General features: G+C 70.6%; 17 protein-coding genes. 2 read left to right on the top strand and 15 right to left on the bottom strand.

Annotation, left to right across the window (positions count from 1 at the left end; all coding sequences use genetic code 11):
* Window positions 1-6 precede the first annotated feature (6 nt).
* From GTO19_RS01185 to wbaP, 8 genes are read right to left on the bottom strand one after another with little or no spacing between them, the layout of a single operon-like run.
* The gene (locus GTO19_RS01185; protein ID WP_291016891.1) at window positions 7-1158 is read right to left on the bottom strand and encodes a glycosyltransferase; all 1152 of its coding nucleotides are present in this window, start codon (window positions 1156-1158) and stop codon (window positions 7-9) included.
* Window positions 1155-2453 carry a hypothetical protein gene (locus GTO19_RS01180; RefSeq protein ID WP_291016889.1) on the bottom strand — a complete coding sequence of 433 codons (1299 nt, stop codon included), beginning with the start codon at window positions 2451-2453 and terminating at the stop codon, window positions 1155-1157. Before GTO19_RS01180 ends, GTO19_RS01185 begins: the two co-directional genes overlap by 4 nt.
* Complete coding sequence (locus GTO19_RS01175; protein ID WP_291016886.1) at window positions 2450-3385, bottom strand: aldo/keto reductase; 936 nt, start codon at window positions 3383-3385, stop codon at window positions 2450-2452. The genes GTO19_RS01180 and GTO19_RS01175 overlap by 4 nt, the downstream gene beginning before the upstream one ends.
* Window positions 3358-4968, bottom strand: a complete 1611-nt coding sequence (locus GTO19_RS01170) for a GMC family oxidoreductase (protein WP_291016883.1) — start codon at window positions 4966-4968, stop codon at window positions 3358-3360. The genes GTO19_RS01175 and GTO19_RS01170 overlap by 28 nt, the downstream gene beginning before the upstream one ends.
* The gene (locus tag GTO19_RS01165) at window positions 4965-6296 is read right to left on the bottom strand and encodes a lipopolysaccharide biosynthesis protein (protein ID WP_291016880.1); all 1332 of its coding nucleotides are present in this window, start codon (window positions 6294-6296) and stop codon (window positions 4965-4967) included. Before GTO19_RS01165 ends, GTO19_RS01170 begins: the two co-directional genes overlap by 4 nt.
* An 18-nt stretch (window positions 6297-6314) precedes the next feature.
* Window positions 6315-7463 (bottom strand): GDP-mannose 4,6-dehydratase, encoded by a 1149-nt coding sequence (gmd, locus tag GTO19_RS01160; protein ID WP_291016877.1) that lies wholly within the window; start codon window positions 7461-7463, stop codon window positions 6315-6317.
* Window positions 7460-8461, bottom strand: a complete 1002-nt coding sequence (locus GTO19_RS01155; protein WP_291016874.1) for a GDP-L-fucose synthase — start codon at window positions 8459-8461, stop codon at window positions 7460-7462. Before GTO19_RS01155 ends, gmd begins: the two co-directional genes overlap by 4 nt.
* A complete protein-coding gene (gene wbaP, locus GTO19_RS01150) occupies window positions 8461-10056 on the bottom strand; it encodes an undecaprenyl-phosphate galactose phosphotransferase WbaP (protein ID WP_291016871.1) in 1596 nt (531 codons plus the stop codon). The genes GTO19_RS01155 and wbaP overlap by 1 nt, the downstream gene beginning before the upstream one ends.
* A 345-nt stretch (window positions 10057-10401) precedes the next feature.
* On the opposite strand from wbaP, the gene GTO19_RS01145 reads away from it, so the two are divergent.
* Window positions 10402-11391 carry a helix-turn-helix domain-containing protein gene (locus GTO19_RS01145; protein ID WP_291016868.1) on the top strand — a complete coding sequence of 330 codons (990 nt, stop codon included), beginning with the start codon at window positions 10402-10404 and terminating at the stop codon, window positions 11389-11391.
* Between the two features lie 261 nt (window positions 11392-11652).
* Here the strand turns inward: GTO19_RS01145 and GTO19_RS01140 are convergent, their stop codons facing one another.
* From GTO19_RS01140 to GTO19_RS01110, 7 genes are all read right to left on the bottom strand, one after another.
* Complete coding sequence (locus GTO19_RS01140; RefSeq protein WP_291016865.1) at window positions 11653-12123, bottom strand: hypothetical protein; 471 nt, start codon at window positions 12121-12123, stop codon at window positions 11653-11655.
* 99 nt (window positions 12124-12222) lie between these two features.
* Window positions 12223-14208: a hypothetical protein gene (locus GTO19_RS01135; RefSeq protein WP_291016862.1), complete on the bottom strand. Its 1986-nt coding sequence runs from the start codon at window positions 14206-14208 to the stop codon at window positions 12223-12225.
* A complete protein-coding gene (locus GTO19_RS01130; RefSeq protein WP_291016859.1) occupies window positions 14205-15014 on the bottom strand; it encodes a hypothetical protein in 810 nt (269 codons plus the stop codon). Before GTO19_RS01130 ends, GTO19_RS01135 begins: the two co-directional genes overlap by 4 nt.
* Complete coding sequence (locus GTO19_RS01125; protein WP_291016856.1) at window positions 15004-15462, bottom strand: hypothetical protein; 459 nt, start codon at window positions 15460-15462, stop codon at window positions 15004-15006. Before GTO19_RS01125 ends, GTO19_RS01130 begins: the two co-directional genes overlap by 11 nt.
* Entirely contained in the window at window positions 15459-16097 is a 639-nt protein-coding gene (locus tag GTO19_RS01120) for a hypothetical protein (protein WP_291031033.1), read from the bottom strand. Before GTO19_RS01120 ends, GTO19_RS01125 begins: the two co-directional genes overlap by 4 nt.
* A 103-nt stretch (window positions 16098-16200) precedes the next feature.
* On the bottom strand, window positions 16201-16782 hold the full coding sequence (locus GTO19_RS01115) for a hypothetical protein (protein ID WP_291016851.1): 582 nt from the start codon (window positions 16780-16782) through the stop codon (window positions 16201-16203).
* A gap of 194 nt (window positions 16783-16976) precedes the next feature.
* A complete protein-coding gene (locus GTO19_RS01110; protein WP_291016849.1) occupies window positions 16977-17480 on the bottom strand; it encodes an Lrp/AsnC family transcriptional regulator in 504 nt (167 codons plus the stop codon).
* Window positions 17481-17662: 182 nt separating this feature from the next.
* Here GTO19_RS01110 and GTO19_RS01105 point away from each other — a divergent pair, with 182 nt between their 5' ends.
* A complete protein-coding gene (locus GTO19_RS01105) occupies window positions 17663-21259 on the top strand; it encodes an indolepyruvate ferredoxin oxidoreductase family protein (RefSeq protein ID WP_291016845.1) in 3597 nt (1198 codons plus the stop codon).
* The last annotated feature ends 79 nt before the right edge of the window (window positions 21260-21338 follow it).

The following is a 21338-nucleotide window of genomic DNA, read 5'->3' as shown; positions in this document are numbered from 1 at the left end:
CGAGGCTCATGGCTGGTGTTCTCCCTGGTGCATCGCGCGCTCCAGTGCCACCGGGGTCGGGGCGGTGGGCTGCCGTGTCGCGCGCCGGGCCAGCAGGCGCAGGGCGTGGTGCTGGAAGCGGGCCGCCGCCACGGGTCCGCCCAGGCGGATGGATTCGGTGTTCGCCAGGGCCGCGCGGTCCCAGCGGAAGTCCCGGCAGACGCTGCGCAGGCGTTCCAGCAGCGCGGGGGCGCTGCCGGCCTCGAACACGTAGCCGTTGCGCCCGGGGTCGATCACGTCGCTGGCCCCGCAGCGGTTGCTGCAGATCACCGGCGTGCCCACCATCAGGGCCTCGTTGACCACCGCGCCCCAGCCATCGAAGCGGCTGGGCAGCACCAGGGCGTCGGCGGCGGCCATCGCTTCGGCGATGCCGGCGTTCGGCATCCCCGGCACGAAGCTCACGCGACCGGCGATGCCGAGCTGGCGGGCCAGCGACTGCAGGTCCTGCTCCAGCGGACCCTTGCCGATGATGCGCAGGCGGGCGCGGGGCTCGTCGAGCCGGCTGAAGGCCTGCAGCAGCAGATCGACCCGCTTGCGCGGGATCAACTGGCCCACATAGAGGATCTCCTTGTGCCCGTCCGGCGGCGGCGTGGCCGGTGGCAGCGGCGCGCCGTCCACCACGTGCAGGAAAGGCACGATGCGGTCCCGGGGGTAGCCGCAGGCCGAGAAGAAGCGCGTGCCGCCATAACGGCCCGAGTGGCCGATGCAGAACACGCCGCGCAGGTGGCGGCGGTAGCGCAGCGCGTCCCAGGTGTAGAGCAGCCAGCGCGGCAGCAGGCGCGCGCCGGGTTCGTAGCGGTTCTCCGTCATCAGGAAGCGGTGCACCGGCGCGCCCAGGCTCGCCTTGAACGCGGCCAGTGGCAGCGCGAAGCCGCGCAGGCCGAAGAACACCTGCACCGAGCCGGGCAGCCGCGCCAGGTCGGCGAGCTGTTCGGGCGTGGGGGCGATGTGCACGCGCACCTGACCGGTGTCGGGCAGCGGGTAGCCGCGGCCGCGGTAGTAGGCGGGCACGTCCTCCGTCACGCACCAGTGCACGGTGTTGCCGGGCAGCTCCGCCAGGGCCCGGATGTACGGGGCCTGGTGGAACATCAGGTAGGAGTGCCAGAAGACGTAGGTCATGGTTGGGGGGCCGCGTGGCGGGCCACCGCGGCGCTGGTTGGGGGCAGGTCGCGCCGGGCCGGCCGGGGATGGAGAGCCGGCCGGCGTCGGGACGGCTGGGGGTTCAGGCCCAGGTTCAGCCGCAGCAGCAGCAGCAGCACCAGCAGCGAGAACGGGTTGCCCACGGCGACCAGGTACCGGTTGAAGACGGACTGGAACAGCACGAACACCAGCATCAGGCCGCTGAGGAAGAGCGCCGGGTCCATCACCCCGGTGGCAAAGCTGCGGCTCAGCGCGCGCCAGGCGGTGACCACGAAGCACAGGGCGATCAGCAGGCCGAACACCACGCCGTGCTCGAGCGCGAGGTTGATGTAGGAGCTCTCCACGGGAAAGCCGATCACCTCGGGCCCGGCGGCGCGCACGCCGCGGCCGGTGAAGAACAGCAGGGGGTCGGAGAACACCAGGAGGATGCCCTCGCGCCAGATGACTTCGCGGCCCGTGGCGCCGGACTCCGTGCCGCGCGTGGGCGAGTCCAGGTCCAGGATGACGGTGAGGTAGTCGGCGATGGCGCCGGCCTTCACCGCGGCGACCACCAGCAGCGCGATGGCCGACAGCACCAGGGCCATGCGGGCCCGGCGCGAGCCGCGCCAGGCGATGAGGACCACCGCGATGGTGCCGGTCAGCCCCAGGGCCAGCAGGCTGGCGCGCGCGGAGGCGGCGAGCACGATGCTCAGGCACAGCGCCGACATCAGCAGCGCGAACAGCTTCTGGTGCACGCGCGGCGTGGCCAGGCAGTGCTGGAAGAACAGCAGCGCGCCGCCGCCGTACACCAGGCCGCTGAGGTTGGGGTGCATGCCCAGCGGCGCGAAGCGCACCAGGCCGATGCTGTACTCGACGGTGCCCGCCACCGAGGCCAGGTACTCGGCGGGCTGGGTCGCCAGCACGGAGACGATGAGGGCGATGTAGGCGCGCCGGAACACCGTGTCGATACGGGCCGCCGCATCCTGCCGCGCCAGCACGGCGGCCGCGGCCAGCACCACCAGGAACATGGCGCCGAACGCGGTGGACATGGGATTGCCGCGAACGAAGGCCACCAGCATGGCGAAGAGGAAGGCGCCGCCCACGATGGCTTCGGCGGTGCTCAATTCGATGCGGTGCGTGCCGCCCGCCATCAGGGCGAGGAAACCGGCGCCGAGGAACAGCGCGACCGCCCCCATCTGCACGGCCTGGAACGCGGGCCCTTCGATGTACCAGCCACCCACGTAGATGGCCAGGCCGAGCAGCCAGAGGGAGAGGAAGCGCAGCAGGGCGTTCATGAAGCCGGCGCCCGCTTGAAGGCGGCGTGAAGGCTGGACATGGCGGCGGGCCAGGCGGCCGAGGCCGTGATGCACCGGAGCTGCTCGACGGTGGTGATCAGGCGCCGGTGCTGGTGGGTCGAGATGAGCAGGCGGCTGTCGAAGCGGGCCAGGGCATAGGCCAGGGCCAGCGCGCCGGTGGCCTCGGCCGGGTCGGTGCCGGCGGGCAGCAGACTGGCCAGTTGGTCGCGCAGCTGGTGGTCGCGCGCCATCGCCGGGCCGATGGCGGGCGCGACGAAGCGCAGGGCGCCGTGCAGCACGTCGGCGGGATCGACCGTGGTCCAGTCGGCGCCCGGCGCGGGGCAGCGGTACTGCAGCACGGAGCCGAAGCGCACGAGCTGGCTCGCCGGCTCGCCGGTGGAGCTGCCGTAGGCGCCCAGTTGGCCGGTGGCCACGTAGCGGTCGAGCAGCGACTGCAAGGCGCCGAGCGGGGCGTGCGGCTGGGCTTCGTGCATCAGCAGGAAGTCCACCCGGCCCCGCTGCAGGTGCTGCAGGCTGGTTTCGAATGAGCGGGCAATGAAATCGAAGTCGAAGTTGGCGGCCGGGGCGTGCCGCGCCATGCCCCGCAGCACCGCCTGGCGCAGGCCGGGAACCCAGCGGGCGATCGGCTTGACCACGGCCCGCGCCTTCTGCTTCAGGCCCGGCGAGGCGGGGCGGGCCAGCCCGGCCTTGGTGGCCACGGTCACCGCTTCCTGCCGGCCCTTGAGCGCCTCGCCCAGCACCGATTCGGACGCGCCCAGGCCGTACGGCGGCGCGGTGTCGAAGTGGCGGATGCCCAGGTCCAGTGCGGTGTGGATGAGGCGCACGGACGCGGCCTTGTCGCCGCCCCCGTTGAGGCGGCCGCAGCCGAAGCCCAGGCGCTGGGTCAGCAGGTCGTTGCCGCGGGTGTCCATGCGGGAATCTCCGTGCGCAGGCGCTCGGCCAGGCGGGCCGTGAGCGCCAGCGCGGTGAAGGTGGGGTTGGCGTAGCTGGAGGTGCGAAAGACCGCCGCACCGGCCACGTAGAGGTTGCTCGTGCCGAACACGCGCAGCTCGCGGTCGACCACGCCGTCGCGCGGGTGGTGGCCCATGCGCGCGCCGCCGCACTGGTGGTAGGTGTCGGTGGCCTGGTCCAGCACGCGCGGGTCTTCGCCGTCGAGCAGCGGGTCGATCTCCACGCGCGCCAGGCCAGCGGCGCGCAGGCTGTCGCCGGCCCGGCGCACGAAGGCGGCCATGGCGCGCACCTCGGCCTGGCCGCCGATGCGCCAGTCCAGCGCGGCCAGCGGCACGCCGAAGCGGTCCTGGCGCCGGGGGTCCAGCGTGATGCGGCTGTCGTCGCGGGGGAGTTGCTCGGTGTGCATCACGAGCCACACGCCGCGGTCGGCCGGGTTGTAGATGCGGTGGTGCCGCAGGTACTGCACCACCATGGGCAACCAGGCGCTGCCCATGCCTCGCACATGACGCAGCACGTCGCCCAGGCCCTGGCGCGGCAGGCCGCCGCGCATCAATGAACGGGCCATCACCTTCAGGTGCTGCAGGTGCTCGGCGACGCTGGACTCGAACGCGAAGTAGCCGGTGACGTTGAGCGCCGGCTCGGCGCCGAGCTCGCCGGTGTTCAGACGCAGCTTGGGCTGGTACTTGTGGCCAGCCAGCACGATGTTCTGGAAGGTGCGCAGGAAGCGCGGCTTGTCCAGCGGGTGCACGCGGCCGCCGCGCAGCTCCAGGTGGTCCTGGAAACCGGCGCCGACCCAGGGGTTGCCGGCCCAGGGCGCCTGGGGCTGTTGCGCCGCGCAGGCCAGCAGCAGGCGCGCGATCTCGATGGTGCCGTTGGCCAGCACGACGCGTTCGCCGCGAACGGGGGTGGTGCTGCCGTCGGCCCGCGCCACGCGCACCGCGGCCACGCGCTCGCCATCGGGCGCCAGTTCGAGGCCGGTGGCGTGGGCGTGCAGCAGCACGGTCAGCCGCGGCGATTGGCGCAGGCGCTCGCCGAAGAAGCGGGCCAGGGCCGGCTCCTTGAGCCAGCGCGTGAGGAACAGCGTGAAGCCGGGGATGTCGGGGTAGCCGTCGCCGAACAGCTTGTGCGCCTGGGGCGTGTGCTCGTCCAGCGCGTCGGCCAGGCGCAGCTCCTTGGCCACCGCCTCGTACCAGGGCAGCAGTTCGTCGTAGCGGATCGGCCAGGGCGCGTCGGACACGCCGGCGCGGGCCTCGAAATCGGAGGGCACGAAGCCGGTGAGCTGCCCGCCCCAGAGGTTGGACGTGCCGCCCAGCGCGCGCCCCCGCGCCACGGCGATGCCGTTGTGGGCGCGGCCGATGACGGTGGCGTCGTTGAGCGCCTGCGACGGCGGCTCGAAGCCGCCGCCACCCGATTCGAGCACCAGCACGCGGCGGCCCTGGCGCTCCAGCAGCACCGCCAGCAACAGCGCCACGGTGCCGCCGCCGACGATGAGCACGTCGTGCGTGCCGTCCGGCGGCGGGGCGTGGTTCAGGTCGACGATCATGCGGCGACTCCCGTGGTGTGCGGGTGATGCATGCGCAGGCGGTGCACGGCGCGCGTGGCCGTGAGCCAGACCAGCGCCTCGCCCAGCACCATGGCGCCCACCACGCCCGTCATGCCGGCGCGGGGCCACACCAGCCAGGCCACCACCAGCGCGACCACGGCGGCCAGCAGGCTTTGCGCGGCCAGGCCGGCGTGGCGGTTGATGGACATGAGCACCACGCGCGGCACCTGCGTGGCCGAGCACGTGGCCGCGTAGAGCAGGAACAGCGCCATGCTGGTGGCGGTGAAGGGAATCTGGCCATGGGTCCACACCTCCAGCAGCCAGGGCGCGGCCAGGTAGACCAGCAGCGCGCCGGCGGTGGCGATGAGCAGGCCCAGGCGCTTGGCGCGGCGGTAGAGCTGCCAGAACGGACCATCGCCCTGCTGGCCCTTGAGCGCGGTGAGTTCCGGCCAGAGCGGGTTGCTCAGCGCGTTGGTGACCTGCACCACCACCCGTGCGATGGTGCGGTAGGTGTTGAAGACGGCGGTGGCGGCCGGGCCCAGGGTGGCCGCCACGAGCAGGGTGAAGCCCTGCAGGCTCAGCGCATTGGTGAGCGAGAGCGAGAAGAACAGCGCGCCCGGCTTCGCGGTGTCGCGGATGTCGCTCCATCTGGCCTGTCGCACGCCCCAGCGCAGGAAATCGGTGCGCCGCTGGCTCAGCCACAGGCTCAGCAGGGTGTAGCCCACGCGCGCCGCCAGCATCGACGCGGCCACACCGATGAAGCTGCGCGTGAGCGCCAGGCCGATGAGGCCGCCCGTCCAGTCGCACAGCCGGCCGGTGGTGACCAGGTAGGTGCCGGCCGCGTAGCCGCCGGTGGCCTTGTAGACCACCTCGGCCAGGCTGCAGAAGAGCGCCAGCACCACGCTGACGGACAGCAGCATGAGCACGGCCTTCCACTGCGGCGCCTGCAGCGTGGTGGACGGCAGCAGCCACAGCGTGCTGCCCACGACCAGCAGCGCCAGCAGCGACACCGCCAGCAAAAAGGCCAGCGCGCTCTGGAACACCTCGGCCGCGCGCGCCTTCTGGCCCTGCGTGATCAGGCCGATCATGCGGTTGCAGGCGGCGTGGGAGATGCCCGCGTCGGCCATCGACAGGTAGAAGGGCAGCGCGGTGAGCGCCAGCCAGTAGCCATAGGTGGCCATGTCCCAGTAGTGCAGGAACAGCGGCAAGGACACCAGTTGCGTGCCGATGCTGACCGCCTGCGCGTAGCCGTAGGCGCCCGCGCCCGAGGCCATGCGGCGGGCGAGTGGCGACTGGCGCAAGGCGGCGGCGCGCAGGGTGATCGACATGTCGTGGGCCTTTGGTGCTCAGTGCTCGCTGGACACGGCGACCGCGTAGCCGTGGTTCTTGAGCAGCGCGTGGCGCCGCGCCTCTTCCAGGTCGGCGACCACCATCTCCGTCACCATCTCCTGCAGGGCGATCTGCGGCACCCAGCCCAGCGCGGCCTTGGCCTTGGCGGGGTCGCCCAGCAGGGTTTCCACCTCGGTGGGGCGGAAGTAGCGCGGGTCCACCTTCACGACCACCTGGCCGGGCTTGAGCGCCGGCGCGTGCTCGCCCTCGACGGACTGCACGACGGCGCGCTCGTCCACGCCCTTGCCCTCGAAGCGGAGGGTGATGCCCAGTTCGCGCGCGCTCATGTCGATGAACTGGCGCACGCTGTACTGCACGCCCGTGGCGATGACGAAGTCCTCGGGCTGTTCCTGCTGCAGCATCATCCACTGCATGCGCACGTAGTCCTTGGCGTGGCCCCAATCGCGCAGGGCATCGAGGTTGCCCATGTAGAGGCAGTCCTCCAGGCCCTGGGCGATGTTGGCCAGGCCGCGCGTGATCTTGCGGGTGACGAAGGTCTCGCCGCGGCGCGGGGACTCGTGGTTGAACAGGATGCCGTTGCAGGCGTACATGCCGTAGGCCTCGCGGTAGTTCACGACGATCCAGTAGGCGTAGAGCTTGGCCACCGCGTAGGGGCTGCGCGGGTAGAAGGGCGTGCTCTCCTTCTGCGGGATCTCCTGCACCAGGCCATAGAGCTCGGAGGTGCTGGCCTGGTAGAAGCGCGTCTTCTTCTCCAGGCCCAGGATGCGGATGGCCTCGAGCAGTCGCAGCGTGCCCATGCCGTCCACGTCGGCGGTGTACTCGGGGCTCTCGAAGCTCACCGCCACGTGGCTCTGCGCGCCCAGGTTGTAGATCTCGTCGGGCTGGGTCTCCTGCACGATGCGGATCAGGTTGCTGGTGTCGCTGAGGTCGCCGTAGTGCAGCCTGAAGCGTGCGTTCTCGATGTGCGGGTCCTGGTAGATGTGGTCCACGCGCTGGGTGTTGAACTGGCTGCTGCGGCGCTTGATGCCGTGCACGATGTAGCCCTTGTCCAGCAGCAGTTCGGCGAGGTAGGAGCCGTCCTGCCCGGTGACGCCGGTGATGAGGGCGACCTTGGGTCGGGCGTTGGGGGTGGGGTTGGTGGTCATAGCGCGGCGAGGGCTGTGGGGTGTTGGGCGGTGTGCTTGAGGAAGTCCTGGTAGGTCAGGGCCAGCCCGCGTGGCAGGTCGACCCTGGCCTGCCAGCCCAGGCTGTGCAGGCGGCTGCTGTCCATCAGCTTGCGGGGCGCGCCGTCGGGCTTGCTGGCATCGAAGCCGATGCGTCCGGCGTAGCCGATGACGCGGGCGATGCTGTGCGCGAGCTCGGCGATGGTCATTTCCGAGCCCGAGCCCACGTTGATGTGGCTGAGCATCGCTTGCGTGTGCTGCTCGTAGCGCGCCTTGGGCAGGTTCATCACGTGCACGCAGGCCGCGGCCATGTCGTCCACGTACAGGAACTCGCGCAGCGGCTTGCCGCTGCCCCAGATGGCGACCTCGGGCGCGTCGTTCTCCTTCGCTTCGTGGAAGCGGCGGATCAGCGCGGGAATGACATGGCTGTTCTCGGGGTGGTAGTTGTCGCCCGGGCCATAGAGGTTGGTGGGCATGACGCAGCGGTAGTCCACGCCGTGGCTGGCCCCGAACTGGCGGTTGTAGCTTTCGCACAGCTTGATGCCGGCGATCTTGGCCACCGCGTAGGGCTCGTTGGTGGGCTCCAGCGGCCCGGTGAGCAGGGCGCGCTCGCTCATGGGCTGCTCGGCCAGGCGCGGGTAGATGCAGCTGGAGCCGAGGAACAGCAACTTCTGCACGCCGTTGCAGAAGGCCGCCTCGATCACGTTCGCCGCGATCATGAGGTTGTGGTAGATGAAGTCCGCGGGAAAGGTGTTGTTGGCGTGGATGCCGCCGACCTTGGCCGCCGCGAGGTACACCTGCTGCGGCTTGTGGCGCGCGAAGAAGGCGCGAACCGCGGCCTGGTCGACCAGGTTGAGCTCCGCGTGCGTGCGCGTGAGGATGCGGCTGGCGGGATGGCCGGCCGCAAGCAGTTGGCGCTCGATGGCCGAGCCGACCATGCCCTTGTGGCCGGCGACGTAGATGGTTTCCGGGGTGTTCATCAGCAGGCTCCCTCCTGTTTGAGGACCACCCGGACGGTGCGCAGCATGATCACGAGGTCGTACCAGAGCGACCAGTTGCGCACGTACCAGAGGTCCATGTTGATGCGGTGTTGAAAAGTGCTGGTGCTGCGGCCGCTGATCTGCCACAGCCCGGTGATGCCGGGGCGGGCCTTGCCGTAGGCGGCGATGCTCTTGCCGTAGTCGTCCAGCTCGCGCGGCAGCAGCGGGCGCGGGCCGACCAGGCTCATGTCGCCGCGCAGCACGTTGAAGAGCTGGGGCAGCTCGTCGATGCTGGTGCGGCGGATGAGGCGGCCGATGCGGGTGATGCGCGGGTCGTTGGCGAGCTTGAAGTTGCTGGCCAGGTACTGCACGTAGAGCTTCTCGTTCTCGGTCTTCCAGCGCTCCAGCGCGGCGTCCGCGTCCATCACCATGCTGCGGAACTTGATGAAGTCGAACAGTTGCCCGTCCACGCCCACGCGCTTCTGCACGAAGAACACCGGGCCGGCGTCGTCGCGCTTGATGCGCCACGCGACCCAGGCCAGCAGCGGCGACAGCAGCACCAGCAGCGTGGCCGCGCCCACCACGTCGAGCGCGCGCTTGAGCACCTGCGGGCCGCGGCGGTTGAGGTTGTTGCGGGCGCGCAGCAGCAGCACGTCGTGGCTGAAGAAGTGCGAAACCTCCATGCCGTAGATGGGCAGGCCGCCGAGCGCGGGCACCATGACGAGGTCGTCGCGCGTGAGCATGAGCTCCTCGGCCAGTTCGCGCAGCCAGTTGTTGTCGCGGATGCCGAGCACGCCCACCAGCTGGTGCGGGCCGGGCCGGGCGAGGAATTCGCGCACGCCCGGTGTGAGCGCCGTGGGCGCGACCATGTGCCCGCCACCGAGCTGCACCAGCCGCGCGCCGGGGTCGGGGCAGACCACGGCCACGGGCTTGTAGCCGAGCAGGGGGTCGCTGGCGAGCGCGGCGGCGGCCTTCTCGACGTCGTCCGGGTGGCCAATGAGCACGTAGGGCTGGGTGAGCAGGCCGGCGCGCAGCAGCAGCGTGCGCACGGCCAGGCGGGCCAGCGGCAGGCAGACGAGCACGAGGGCCCAGGTGGCGCCGGTCCACAGGCGAGAGAGCGGCCATTTGGCGAGGTAGATGACCATGGCGTCGAGCAGCGCCGCGAGCGCGACCACCTGGATCAGCTGGCGGGTCTCGTCCCACCAGGGCTTGCGGCGGTGCGTGCTGTAGTGGCTCTGCACGGCCCACATCCAGCTCACCATCGCGACGGCAATGGCGGCGAACAGCGTGAGGCGCAGGTGGCCGTTGGCGGCCCACCAGACGTTCATGGCCTGCGAGAAACTCACCTCGTCGCGCAGCCAGGCGGGCAGGCGCCCGGCGACGAAGCAGACGGCGAGCACGCACAGATCGGTGAGCACCAGCCAGGCCCTGGCCTGCTGTTCGCGCTGCGCGAGATTGGCCCAGGGGGCCAGGCTGTTGGCGAGGTCGTGCTCGTTGTAGAGCGGGACGACGGTGCCCGGGTGGTCTTCCGCGGGGGCGGGCCGCTCGATGCGCGGCTCGACCCGCTTGAGCGTGGGGGCGCTGGCGTGGGCCATGTCAGGGCCCCCCACGGATGGCGATGCACGGTGTGTGGGCCCCATGCGGGTGCATGGTTTGCACCCGCATGGCGCGCGCGGCTGTCTGACGGCTGATGCACGACATACATGTACTCCCGGCGTTTGTTGGAGACGGAAACGGCAACGCGGGCATGCAGCCCGCGCTGGTGATTTCATTCTTGGCATGCGGGCCGGGGCCACATGTAACGAAGCTTGAGTTAAGCCACGCGATGCACACGACGGGCGCGCGCCTGGCAAGGAGGCCGGCGCGAGGCGGCGTGGGTGCGCCTTAATTGAATGAACTTATAAAATCGCCCGATTCCGGTCCTACAGGAGGTGCAAGCGATGCGGGTGGCCGAACCGATCGAGACAGACGCGCAGACCGAGCGCGAGCTGCGCGCGCTGGCCAAGGGGCGGCGGGTGGAGGCCCGCGTGCAGCAACGCGCCAGCGTCATCCTGCTGGCGGCGCAAGGCTGGCAGAACAAGGACATTGCCGAGGAGGTGAAGCTCGACCGGCGCCAGGTGGCGCTGTGGCGCAGGCGCTTTCTGGAAGGGGGCGTGCAGGCGCTGAAGCAGGACGCCTCGCGTTCCGGGCGCGCGCCGAGCGTGACCGCCGCGCACGAGTGGTACATCCTGCGCACGACGCTGGACGAGCAGCCGGCCGAGGGCGGCAACTGGAGCACGCGCAGCCTGGCCGCGCACCTGGGGCTCAGCGCCACGACCGTGCGACGGGTGTGGCAGCGCAACGGCATCCAGCCGCACGCGCAGGGTGGTTTCGCGGCCTCGCGCGAGCTGCTGCGCTTCGAGGGCCATCGGGTCGATGTGCTGGGGCTCTACATGAGCCCGCCCGAGCGCGCGCTGGTGCTGGGCTGTCAGGGGATCCGGCCGGCACGCGCGGGCGCAGCGGTCCACGACGGCATCGGCGCGGCACGGCTGGCCGCCGCGCTCGGTACCTTGGAGCGGGCCATGCCCCGGGCGTCGCGCGAGCCGGATCGGCACAAGGCCTGGCTCAGGTTTCTGCGCCTGATCGAGCGTCAGACGCCCGAGCCCGTGCGGCTGCACCTGATCGTGGAAGGCGTTGCCACGCACCGCCATCCCGAGGTGCAGGCCTGGCTGGCACGGCACCCGCGCGTGGTGGCGCACGCGCTGCCCGCCGACGTTCCCTGGCTGAAGCGTGTCCAGCGCGTTTTGCGCGACATTGCCGGGCAAGGTCTGCGGCCCCAGAGCTTCGCCCAGGTGCCCGAGCTGTTGCAGGTCTTCGCGCGGCGCACCAACCCTGGCGTCATGAGCCGCCAGGCCTTCGTCTGGACGGCACGGCCCCGCCCGTGGCGGTGAACGGCGGCCGCCCGCCAGGACGGCCGCGGGGATAAGTGCAGAACAAAATGGCGCAGTGCAGCAAAACAGTCGCGCGCGGCGGTCAGCAAGCGCTGGCGCGGCCTTACATCCCGACACGGCGTTTCGTGGACGATCGGCCACGAAGTGGGTGCCGAACGGTCGCCGCGGCGGGGATTGGCGGCTGGCCGCGGGGTCGGAAGCCGCCGTGGCCCGCTTGTCTGCCGCTGCCGCCGGGCCCGGCGCCGCGCCCCAGCTCGGTGCTCAGAGCGCGCTGAGCTCGGTCTGCACGGGCCAGGGCAGGGGGGCTCGGGCGTCGGCGGAGTCGCGCAGCGCGAATTCGTGGTGCAGGCTGAGTGTGTGCCGGCCGTGGCGCGGCGCACAGACGCGATAACCCTCACCCGTGCGCTGCACGCTCACACCCGGCGCTCGGCTGCGAAGCGTCCAGTAGCGCACCTCGGTCGAGGTCAGCCGGAGCCGGGCGCAAAAACCCTGCGGCAGGGTCGTCAGCACCACCAGTTCCTGCTCGGCCTCTGGGGCGCCGCCCGCCGCCCACAGGCTGGCCGGGTGGCGGTTGTCCAGCACGCGGTTCATCGGCGGGATCACGATGCGGAAGTTCACGGAGGCGCTGGCCGAGGCATTGGCGCCCGTGGCCAGGCGCGCCTCGGGCCGGGCGCTCAGGGGAGCGGCCAGCAGGAGCAGGACACAGGCGACACGGACGGCGATCGGGCACATGCCGCCTTATCGGCCTTTTGGCCGGCGGCTTGAAGCGAATCCGCGGGGCTGACGTGGGCTTGGCGCCGCGCGCGACCGGCGGCGGCGTACGCTGCGCGGTTATTCGGCGCGCTGCACCGGCAGGCTCAGCCGCGTGGTTTGGCGCAACTGCACCTCGGTGGACAGCGCGCCATCGCCGACGACGTTCCAGGGCAGCGGCAGGCTGTCGGCGCGCAGCGTCACCGTGCGCGTGCCGCTGGCGACCAGCGGGAATTCGAAGCGCCCCTGGCTGTCGGTGCGGATGGCGTAGCGGTTGTCCAGGAAGACCGTGGCGTTGGGCACGCCGAGTTCATTGGCTTCCTGCACGCCGTTGCGGTTGCCATCGAAGAACACCACGCCCTCGAGCCGCCCACCCCCCTGCCCGGCCTGGCCGCCCAGAGGGAACTCGCGGTTGCCGGCCTGGAAGTCGTAACGCAGCTTCAGGTAGAAGGACCGGCCGGAGAGCGTCTGGTCGACGACCACGGGTGGCGCCAGTGGGTCGAGCGAGGCCACCACCGGCAACTGGCCGCGGTTCCAGACCCAGCTGCCCTCCAGCGTCCAGCGGTTGTTCAGGCGCCAGTTGGCGTTGAGGTTGATGGCGCTGCGTTGGGCGCTGCCCGGGCCCTGTTCGGTGCTGAGGCTGCCGCGCAGGCCCGCGCGCTGGCCCAAGGGCACGCTGGCATTGAGCGCGGCCGTCCACTGGCTGCCGGCCTCTCGGCCACCGGCAGCGTCGGCCTGGCGAGCGATGCCCAGGCTGGTGGACAGGGCCCAGCCCGCGCTCACGGGCCATTCCTGGTCGTGCACCAGGCGCGTCAGGCGGGGCCGGTTGTCGCCACCTTCCGTTTCCAGGCGCAGGCCGCTGGCGCCGAGGCCGTTGACCCAGCGCCAGTCGCCGTAGGCGCTCCAGTCGCGCCCGTCGAGATCGCGCACGGCCAGACCCACGCTCGCCTGGCTTTCGCGGCCCACGCGCCAGCGCAGGCTGCCGGTGCCGTAGAAGCCGCGGCTGTCGCGGCGGCTGATGCTGCGCAGCCAGTCGACCGCGCCGTCGGCCGACCAGCGCCGCTGCAGGTAGCGCGTGCGCAGGTACAGGCCTTCGAGGTCGCTGGCCATGGGCTGGCCGGCCCAGCTCAGGTCGGTGTCGAGCCGGTAGGCGCCCAGGCCGTGCGACCAGGCGCCGCTGTCGCTGTCCCACTCCACGTCGGCCCAGGCGCCCCGGCGGGAGCCGGCGTTCGCGCTGGAGCGGTCGCTGAGCCACTGCGCCTGCCAGCGCACGCTGCCCTCCTCGTGGCGCAGCGCCAGGCGCGTGGCATCGGCGTCCAGCAGGGGCGCGCTGTCGGGCAGGCCGAAGGGGCGCACGCCCTCGGCCCGCTCGTGCTGCAGGGCCACGCCCCAGCCGTCGGTGCTGCTGGGGCGCCATTGCGCGCCCAGCGTGTGCCGCCGCCCCGGCGTGGTGATGAAGCGCGTGTCGGGCAGGATGCTCAGGCGGCCCGGCTGCCCGCTGCTGAGTTGCCATTGCCAGCCGGCCTCGGGCCGCTCCCATTCGCCGCTGAGGCCGCGCAGGTAGCTGGAAGGCACGTACACGCGCGAAGGCAACCGGGTGAGGCCGGGCGCCAGCGAGTTGATGAGGCCCAGTTCGTGGTTGCCCACCCAGCCGCCGCCCAGCGGCACACCGCGCTGGCGCAGGGTGAACGTGCCGCTGCCGCTGCGCGGGCTGTACTGGCCGTCGAAGGACAGCGCCCCGTGGTTGGGTGTTTCCAGCAGGCCGTAGCCGCCGTAGCCCAGGTGGCTGCCGCCTTGCCGATCGAAAGGGTCGCTGGCGAGCCGGGCCTCCAGGCGCAAGTAGCGCGGCCAGCCGCTGGCGTCGTAGTCGACCGGCGCGCCGTCGTCGGGTTCATCGGGCGCCAATCCTTCGATCTCCCGGTCGGCGTAGGGCGCGGGCGACGGCGCGGATGCCGGCGCGGATGCCGGCGTTTGTGCGGATGCCTGCGCCAGCGTCAGCCCCTGCCAGGCCAGAAGAAGCGCCGACAGCAGGCGGTGGCGCCGCGGGCGCACCCCCGCGAAGGTCATGGGGCGAAGCGCGCGTCCAGCGCCAGCGTGGTGCGGCCCCACTCGAGCTTGCCCTGGATGCGCACCGGAAAACGCACCGTGGGCGCGGCCTGTTTGCCCTCGCCCAGGGCCACCAGCGGCACGCGTCGCGTCTCGCCGGGCAGGATGGGCAGGTCGGCCGGACCGAACTCGATGCGCTGCCCGGCGTCGTCCGTGCCCGACACGAAGCCTTCGAGCCGGCCATGGGCGTTGCCGGTGTTGCGCACCAGCAGCACGGGCGTTGCCTGGCCGTTCAAGGTCTCCACGCGGGTGTCGGCCAGTTCCAGGCGCGGCGCGGCGTCGCCCACGGCCGCGTAGACGATGACGCCGATGCGGCCCGCGGCCTGGACGTTGCCGCCGACGGTGGCGTCGCGCCCTTCCACCATGATCGCGAAGCGGCATTCGCGCGGCGGGGTGTCGGCCGGGGTCGTGATCTCGAAGCGGTAGCGGTAGCGGGCGCCCGGCTCCACCGTGAATTCGCGGCGTTCGATGGCCACCCAGGGCCGGCAGCTGTCGGGCGCCAGCGCGTCAGCGAATTCCACCGTCTGGTCGGGTTGGAAGACCCAGTCGTTGGTGTAGACGCGGTACTGGCCGCGCGCGTTGCCCGTCTGCTGCAGCTCGAACACCTGGCGCAGGGTCTTCCCGGGCTGCACGCGCAGCTCGAATCGCGGCGGCGTGATGTAGGCCGCGAAGCCCTGGGCGTGCGCCGCGGGAACGGTGACGCCGAAGGCCAGGGCCCACAGCGTGGTGGCGAGGACGCCGAGGCGTCGGAGTGGTTCAGTCGGCATCGAATTCGAAGTGGAAGTTCAGTCGGCGTTGGGTGCTTGGCCAGTCGGCCTGCGCGCGCAGGCGCATGTTCAGCTGGTCGTCCAGCGTGGCGCCCGGGATGACGCCCGCGAACACCAGCGTGCGCTCGCCGCTGACCACGCGGCCCGCCTGCAGGCGGCCTTGGGAGGACCACACCGCTTCCACGGGCGAGGCTTGGTCGCGCTCCAGCGCCAGGTACACGCGCCCGCTGCGCTGCACGAAGGCGCGGGTGTCGAGGCGCACGTTGACCTGCACCCAGGCCTCGACCGCGCCCGAGCCGTCGGCGCCGGCCTGCAGGGGGCGCCACTGCATTTGCACGTTGGGCGGCACGGTGTGGGTGAGCGCGTCGTCGAGCCGGTGCGTCTCGGCCCGGGCCGCGTCGGTGGCGAAGGCCGCCAGCGCGGCCAGGAGGCAGGCGGCGCGTCTCATGGGCTGGTGACGGTGTAGGTGACGCGCGCGGTGTACGTGCCGGCCCCGCGCACCGCGCTGTTGGCGTAGCGGAAGCTGTGGCAGTTCTCGATGTAGGTGTTGGCCGGAATGGTGGCCAGGAACTGCGAGCCGCCGTTGAAGGTGCCGGCCGGGATGATGTTGGGCAGGCCGCTGCCGGGGGCCGCCACCGTCCAGCTGATTTCGGAGATGGGGATGGTGTCGCCCGTGGCGTTGACGAGCGAGGGCGGCGAGCTGACGCGCAGCGTGGCGCTGGCCGGCGCGCCGTTGTTGTTGCGCTGGTAAGAGGCCCCGATGAGCAATTGGCTCGAGGGCGTGGGACAGGTCAGGTAGTTGTCGCCCTGCAGGCTGGTGGACTGCGTGCTGTTGCTCGTCATGGCCTGGGGCACGCCATTGCCCACCTGGTTGGCGGGCACAGTCACCCGGACGACGTTGATGGGCCCGCTGGTGGCGCTGTGGTTGCCGGCGGGCGCGCCATTGCCCACGTGCAGGTAGACCCGGCGGCTGGCCTGGTTGATGGAGAGCGACCAGCCGAAGGCGGCAGGGGAGCCCGCCGCGATGAGCATCAAGGCGGCGATCGATCGGGGCGGAAGCAGCCGGCGAAACATGATCGACAAGGCGCTGAGAGAAGGGACGAAGGGCAGCGGGCGGTGGCAGACCCTTCGTGGGACGGCGGGCGGGCGTCGGCCCCGCCTGCCAGGGGCGATCGCGGCGTCGCGATCAGAGCAGGGAGGCGGTGTAGGTCACTGTGCCCATGTAAGAGCCGGCGGCCGGTTTCGTGGAGTTGGCGTAGCGGTAAGTCCAGTTGGCGGTGTGGTCGGTCACGCGGCCGGCCAGGACGGGCTGGCTGGTGCCGCCGCCGAAGCCGGGCGCCGGCAGGTTGGTGTTGTCCGAGACCACCGACATCTCGGTGAAGGGAATCGTGTCGCTGCCACTGACCAGGTTGGCCGGGTTGGTGGCGGTGATGACCACCTGGCCGAGGTTGCTGAACACGCGCACCGGCAGGGTGCTGCCAGCGGTGGCCATCGACGTGTTGATTTCCGCAGCGGGGCTGTTCGTGATGCCCACCTGTTCGGGGTTGGTCGTGTAGTCGAAGACGATGGTTTCCCTGTTGCCGCCGTTGGCGATCGCCTCTGTGCCGGAGCCCACACCCAGGTACAGCAGGCCCGGGATGACCACGTTCAGGTCGAGGCGGGCCGCGGCGGAGCCGCCACCGAGGACGAGTTCGGATTCGGCCGAGGCCATCAGGGGGGACGCGATGGCCAGCGCCAGGGCGGTTTTCAGAAGGAGGTTGCGTTTCACGTCGAGATCCTCAAAGGTTGGTGAACACTTTTGTTGCGGCACCTTGGGGGAAAGGTGGCGCGATTCTGAAGACCGTTACGGGTGCTCACAATCGCCGCGGGGCGGAAATTGCCTGTTTTTCAACTACTTAAGGGAAGTTTCTGAGCCAGCGGTCGAAACTTTTCACCAAATGGTGGACGACGCCCTCAAGTTCGTTATCGCTTTGCCGAGTGACTACCTTGGTTTTCCGCAAGGTGAGTCAAAGGTATCGCTCCGCCGGCCTTGACTTCGCCCAATGAAAAGCTGGTGTGCAGGTCCTTCACGTTGGGCAGGTTGAGCAGCACCTCGCGCGCGAAGGCGCTGAAGTGGTGCAGGTCTCGGCTCACCACCTGCAGCTCGAAGGTGCCCGAGCCGCTGATGTAGTGGCAGGCCACCACCTCGGGGATGGCGCGGATGGCCTGCTCGAGTTGGCGGGTGACGTCGCCGTTGTTGCGGTCGGCGTCCAGGCGCACGAAGGCCAGCACCCCCAGGCCCAGCTTGTCGCGGTCGAGCACGGCGCGGTAGCCCTGGATGAAGCCGCGTTCCTCCAGCGAGCGCACCCGCCGCCAGCACGGCGCGGGCGACAGGCCCACGCGCTGCGCGAGTTCGGCGTTGGTGAGGCGACCATCGGCTTGCAGTTCTTGCAGGATGGCGAGGTCAAACTTGTCCAATGTTTCCATGATGGGCGAAAGAGAGAAAGTTTCTTTCTCGATCATGCAAATTCCGGGCATGAAACGCAAACACCTATCGCAAACTCGGGCATACACTGCGCGGCAGACTGGGGGCCGGTCCCTACCCGGGGCCAGCCCCCAGTCGCACGCGCGTCCACAAGACGCCCCCGCCCACGAAGGAGACACACAAGATGAACGCGCCGCTGCCCGAGCACATCCGCCTGGCCCTCGAAACCGTCACCCTGGACGACAAATACACGCTGGACCACGGCCGTGCCTTCATGAGCGGCGTGCAGGCCCTGGTGAAGCTGCCCATGCTGCAGCGCCAGCGCGACGCGCTGCTCGGCAAGAACACCGCGGGGTTCATCAGCGGCTACCGGGGCTCTCCGCTGGGCGGTTATGACCAGTCCCTGCAGAAGGCGGCGCCGCACCTCAAGAAGCAGAACATCGTCTTTCAACCCGGTGTGAACGAGGAGCTGGCGGCGACCGCGCTGTGGGGCACGCAGCAACTGGGCTTCGCGCCGCCCGGCACCAACCGCTTCGACGGCGTCTTCGGCATCTGGTACGGCAAGGGCCCGGGCGTGGACCGCTGCTGGGACGTCTTCAAGCACGCCAACATGGCCGGCACCAGCCCCTGGGGCGGCGTGATCGCGGTGGCCGGCGACGACCACGTGGCCAAGAGCTCCACCGCCGCGCACCAGAGCGACCACATCTTCAAGGCCTGCGGCCTGCCGGTGTTCTTTCCGGCCAGCGTGCAGGACATCCTCGACCTGGGCCTGCACGCCTTCGCCATGAGCCGCTTCTCGGGCGTGTGGACGGGCATGAAGACCATCCAGGAGATCGTCGAGTCGAGCTCGACCGCGCTGATCGACCCCGAGCGCGTGCAGATCGTGATTCCCGAGTTCGAGATGCCGCCCGGCGGCCTGCACATCCGCTGGCCCGACCACGCACTGGAGCAGGAGGCCCGCCTGTTCGACCACAAGTGGTACGCGGCCCTGGCCTATGTGCGCGCCAACAAGCTCAACCACAACGTCGTCGCCGGGCCCGATGACCGCTTCGGCGTGATCGCCAGCGGCAAGGCCTACAACGACACGCGCCAGGCGCTGATCGACCTGGGCCTGGACGACGCCACCTGCCGCCGCATCGGCCTGCGCCTGCACAAGGTGGCGGTGGTGTGGCCGCTGGAGGCGCAGACCACGCGCGAGTTCGCCACCGGCCTGCGCGAGATCCTGGTGGTGGAAGAGAAGCGCCAGGTCATCGAGTACCAGCTCAAGGAAGAGCTCTACAACTGGCGCCCCGACGTTCGCCCCAACGTGCTCGGCAAGTTCGAGGAAGACGAGGGCGACTACAGCGGCGGCGAGTGGTCGCGCCCCAACCCCAGCGCCAACACGCTGCTGCGTGCCAAGGCCGACCTGAACCCCGCGCTGATCGCGCGCGCCATCGCCAAGCGGCTGAAGAAGCTGGGCAACATCCCGGAAGACGTGATGGCGCGCATCGACGCGCAGCTCGCCATCCTGGACGCGCAGGAGCGTTCGCTGCAGACCCTGCTGACGCAGGGCGTGCCCGGCGCCGAGCGCCAGCCCTGGTTCTGCTCGGGCTGCCCACACAACACCAGCACCAAGGTGCCCGAAGGCTCGCGCGCCATGGCCGGCATCGGTTGCCACTTCATGAGCATCTGGATGGACCGCGCCACCGTGGGCTTCACGCAGATGGGCGGCGAGGGTGTGCCCTGGGTGGGCCAGGCGCCCTTCACCACCGACCAGCACGTGTTCGCCAACCTGGGCGACGGCACCTACTTCCACTCGGGCATCCTGGCGATCCGCCCGCGCATCGCCGCGGGCGTGAACATCACCTACAAGATCCTCTACAACGACGCCGTGGCCATGACCGGCGGCCAGCAGGTGGGCGAGCGCCCCGAGGGCCACAGCGTGGTGCAGATCGCGCAGAGCATGCGCGCGGAGGGTGTCAAGAAGATCACCATCGTCACCGACGAGCCGGAGAAGTACGAAGGCGTGACGGGCATTCCAGAGGGCATCGCGATCCAGCACCGCGACACGCTGGACGCCGTGCAGCGCGAGTTCCGCGAGATCGAAGGCACCACGGTCATCATCTACGACCAGACCTGCGCCGCCGAGAAGCGCCGCCGCCGCAAGCGCGGCACCATGGTCGAGCCGGCCAAGCGCGTCGTCATCAACGAGCTGGTGTGCGAGGGCTGCGGCGACTGCGGCGAGAAGTCCAACTGCCTGTCGGTGGAGCCGTTGGAGACGCCCTTCGGCCGCAAGCGCCAGATCAACCAGAGCACCTGCAACAAGGACTACTCCTGCGTGAACGGCTTCTGCCCGAGCTTCGTCACGGTGGAAGGCGGACAACTGCGCAAGAAGAAGGGCGCGGCCAAGGCCGAGTGGGCAGGCGCCGCGCTGCCGCACCCGGTGCTGCCGGCGCTGAGCCAGGAGGCCTGGGGCATCATCGTCGCCGGCGTGGGCGGCACGGGCGTCATCACCATTGGCCAGTTGCTGGGCGTGGCGGCCCACCTGGAAGGCAAGGGCATCGTCACGCAGGACGCCGCCGGCCTGGCGCAAAAGGGTGGCGCCACCTGGAGCCACGTGCTCATCGGCGCCTCGCAGGACCAGATCCACACCACGCGCGTGTCGGCCGCCTCGGCCGACCTGGTCATCGGCTGCGACCCCATCGTGGCCGCCAACAAGGAAACCTGGCAGCGCCTGCGCGAGGGCCGCACGCACGTGGCCGTCAACAGCAGCGCCACGCCCACCGCGGCCTTCGTGAAAAACCCGGACTGGCTCAGCCCCGCTCAGGCCTGCGTGGACACCTTGGTCAACCACCTGGGCAAGGAAGCGATCGGGGTGGTGGACGCCGAAAGCATCGCCACCCGCCTGCTGGGCGATAGCCTGTACACCAACCCGCTGATGCTGGGCTACGCCTGGCAGAAGGGCTGGATTCCGCTCGGCCAGGCCGCGCTGATGCGCGCGATCGAGCTCAATGCGGTGGCGGTGGAACAGAACAAGGCCGCCTTTGAATGGGGCCGCCGCGCCGCGCATGACCTGCCGGCCGTGCTGGCCGCCGGTGGCCTGGCGGGGCCCGCCGCGCAGGTGATCCAGTTCCAGCCGCGCGAGAGCCTGGAGCAGCTCATCGCGCGCCGGGTCGATTTCCTCACCGGCTACCAGAACGCCGGCTATGCGCGCGAGTACCGCGACTTCGTCGAGCGCGTGCGCCAGGTCGAATTGCAGGCCCTGGGCAAGACCGCGCTCACGGAAGCGGTCGCCCGCTACCTGTTCAAGCTCATGGCCTACAAGGACGAGTACGAGGTGGCGCGCCTGCACAGCGACACCGCCTTCCACGAGAGGATCGCGGCGCAGTTCGAGGGCGATTACTCGCTCAAGGTGCACCTGGCACCGCCGCTGCTGGCCCAGAAGAACGAGCGCGGCGAGCTGGTCAAGAAGCCCTACGGGCCCTTCATGTTCACGGCCTTTCGCTGGCTGGCGAAGTTCAAGGGCCTGCGCGGCACGGCGCTCGATCCCTTCGGTCGCACGTCCGAACGGCGCATGGAGCGGGCCCTGATCGCGCAGTACCGCGCCGACATCGAGGCCCTGCTGCCCGGGCTCACGGCCGACACCCAGGCGCTGGCACTGGACATCGCGCGCCTGCCCGAGCAGATCAAGGGTTACGGCCACGTGAAGGAGCGCCACGCCCAGGCCGCGGCGGTGCGCCGCGAGGCCTTGTTGGCGCGCTGGCGCTCGGGCGCCCCCGCGCCGGTGCGCCAGGCCGCCTGAATCGGAACACCCCCGCCGCGCTTCGCGCGACCCCCCCCAAGGGGGCGGCACCTGCGGCCCGGCAAAGCCGGGTCCGCGG

The sequence above is a fragment of the Hydrogenophaga sp. genome, assembly GCF_011772445.1.
Lineage (GTDB): Bacteria > Pseudomonadota > Gammaproteobacteria > Burkholderiales > Burkholderiaceae_C > Hydrogenophaga.
The sequence above is the reverse complement of the archived record's forward strand: the minus strand, read 5'-3'. Positions and strand labels throughout refer to the sequence as shown.

Excerpts from the sequence above, each read along its gene's own strand:
- GTO19_RS01140 (WP_291016865.1), bottom strand. The coding sequence starts at position 12,123 with ATGTGCCCGATCGCCGTCCGTGTCGCCTGTGTCCTGCTCCTGCTGGCC.
- GTO19_RS01145 (WP_291016868.1), top strand. The coding sequence starts at position 10,402 with ATGCGGGTGGCCGAACCGATCGAGACAGACGCGCAGACCGAGCGCGAG.
- GTO19_RS01185 (WP_291016891.1), bottom strand. The coding sequence starts at position 1,158 with ATGACCTACGTCTTCTGGCACTCCTACCTGATGTTCCACCAGGCCCCG.
- GTO19_RS01105 (WP_291016845.1), top strand. The coding sequence starts at position 17,663 with ATGAACGCGCCGCTGCCCGAGCACATCCGCCTGGCCCTCGAAACCGTC.
- GTO19_RS01125 (WP_291016856.1), bottom strand. The coding sequence starts at position 15,462 with ATGAGACGCGCCGCCTGCCTCCTGGCCGCGCTGGCGGCCTTCGCCACC.
- GTO19_RS01180 (WP_291016889.1), bottom strand. The coding sequence starts at position 2,453 with ATGAACGCCCTGCTGCGCTTCCTCTCCCTCTGGCTGCTCGGCCTGGCC.
- wbaP (WP_291016871.1), bottom strand. The coding sequence starts at position 10,056 with ATGGCCCACGCCAGCGCCCCCACGCTCAAGCGGGTCGAGCCGCGCATC.
- GTO19_RS01155 (WP_291016874.1), bottom strand. The coding sequence starts at position 8,461 with ATGAACACCCCGGAAACCATCTACGTCGCCGGCCACAAGGGCATGGTC.
- GTO19_RS01130 (WP_291016859.1), bottom strand. The coding sequence starts at position 15,014 with ATGCCGACTGAACCACTCCGACGCCTCGGCGTCCTCGCCACCACGCTG.
- GTO19_RS01165 (WP_291016880.1), bottom strand. The coding sequence starts at position 6,296 with ATGTCGATCACCCTGCGCGCCGCCGCCTTGCGCCAGTCGCCACTCGCC.
- GTO19_RS01170 (WP_291016883.1), bottom strand. The coding sequence starts at position 4,968 with ATGATCGTCGACCTGAACCACGCCCCGCCGCCGGACGGCACGCACGAC.
- GTO19_RS01135 (WP_291016862.1), bottom strand. The coding sequence starts at position 14,208 with ATGACCTTCGCGGGGGTGCGCCCGCGGCGCCACCGCCTGCTGTCGGCG.
- GTO19_RS01110 (WP_291016849.1), bottom strand. The coding sequence starts at position 17,480 with ATGGAAACATTGGACAAGTTTGACCTCGCCATCCTGCAAGAACTGCAA.
- gmd (WP_291016877.1), bottom strand. The coding sequence starts at position 7,463 with ATGACCACCAACCCCACCCCCAACGCCCGACCCAAGGTCGCCCTCATC.
- GTO19_RS01175 (WP_291016886.1), bottom strand. The coding sequence starts at position 3,385 with ATGGACACCCGCGGCAACGACCTGCTGACCCAGCGCCTGGGCTTCGGC.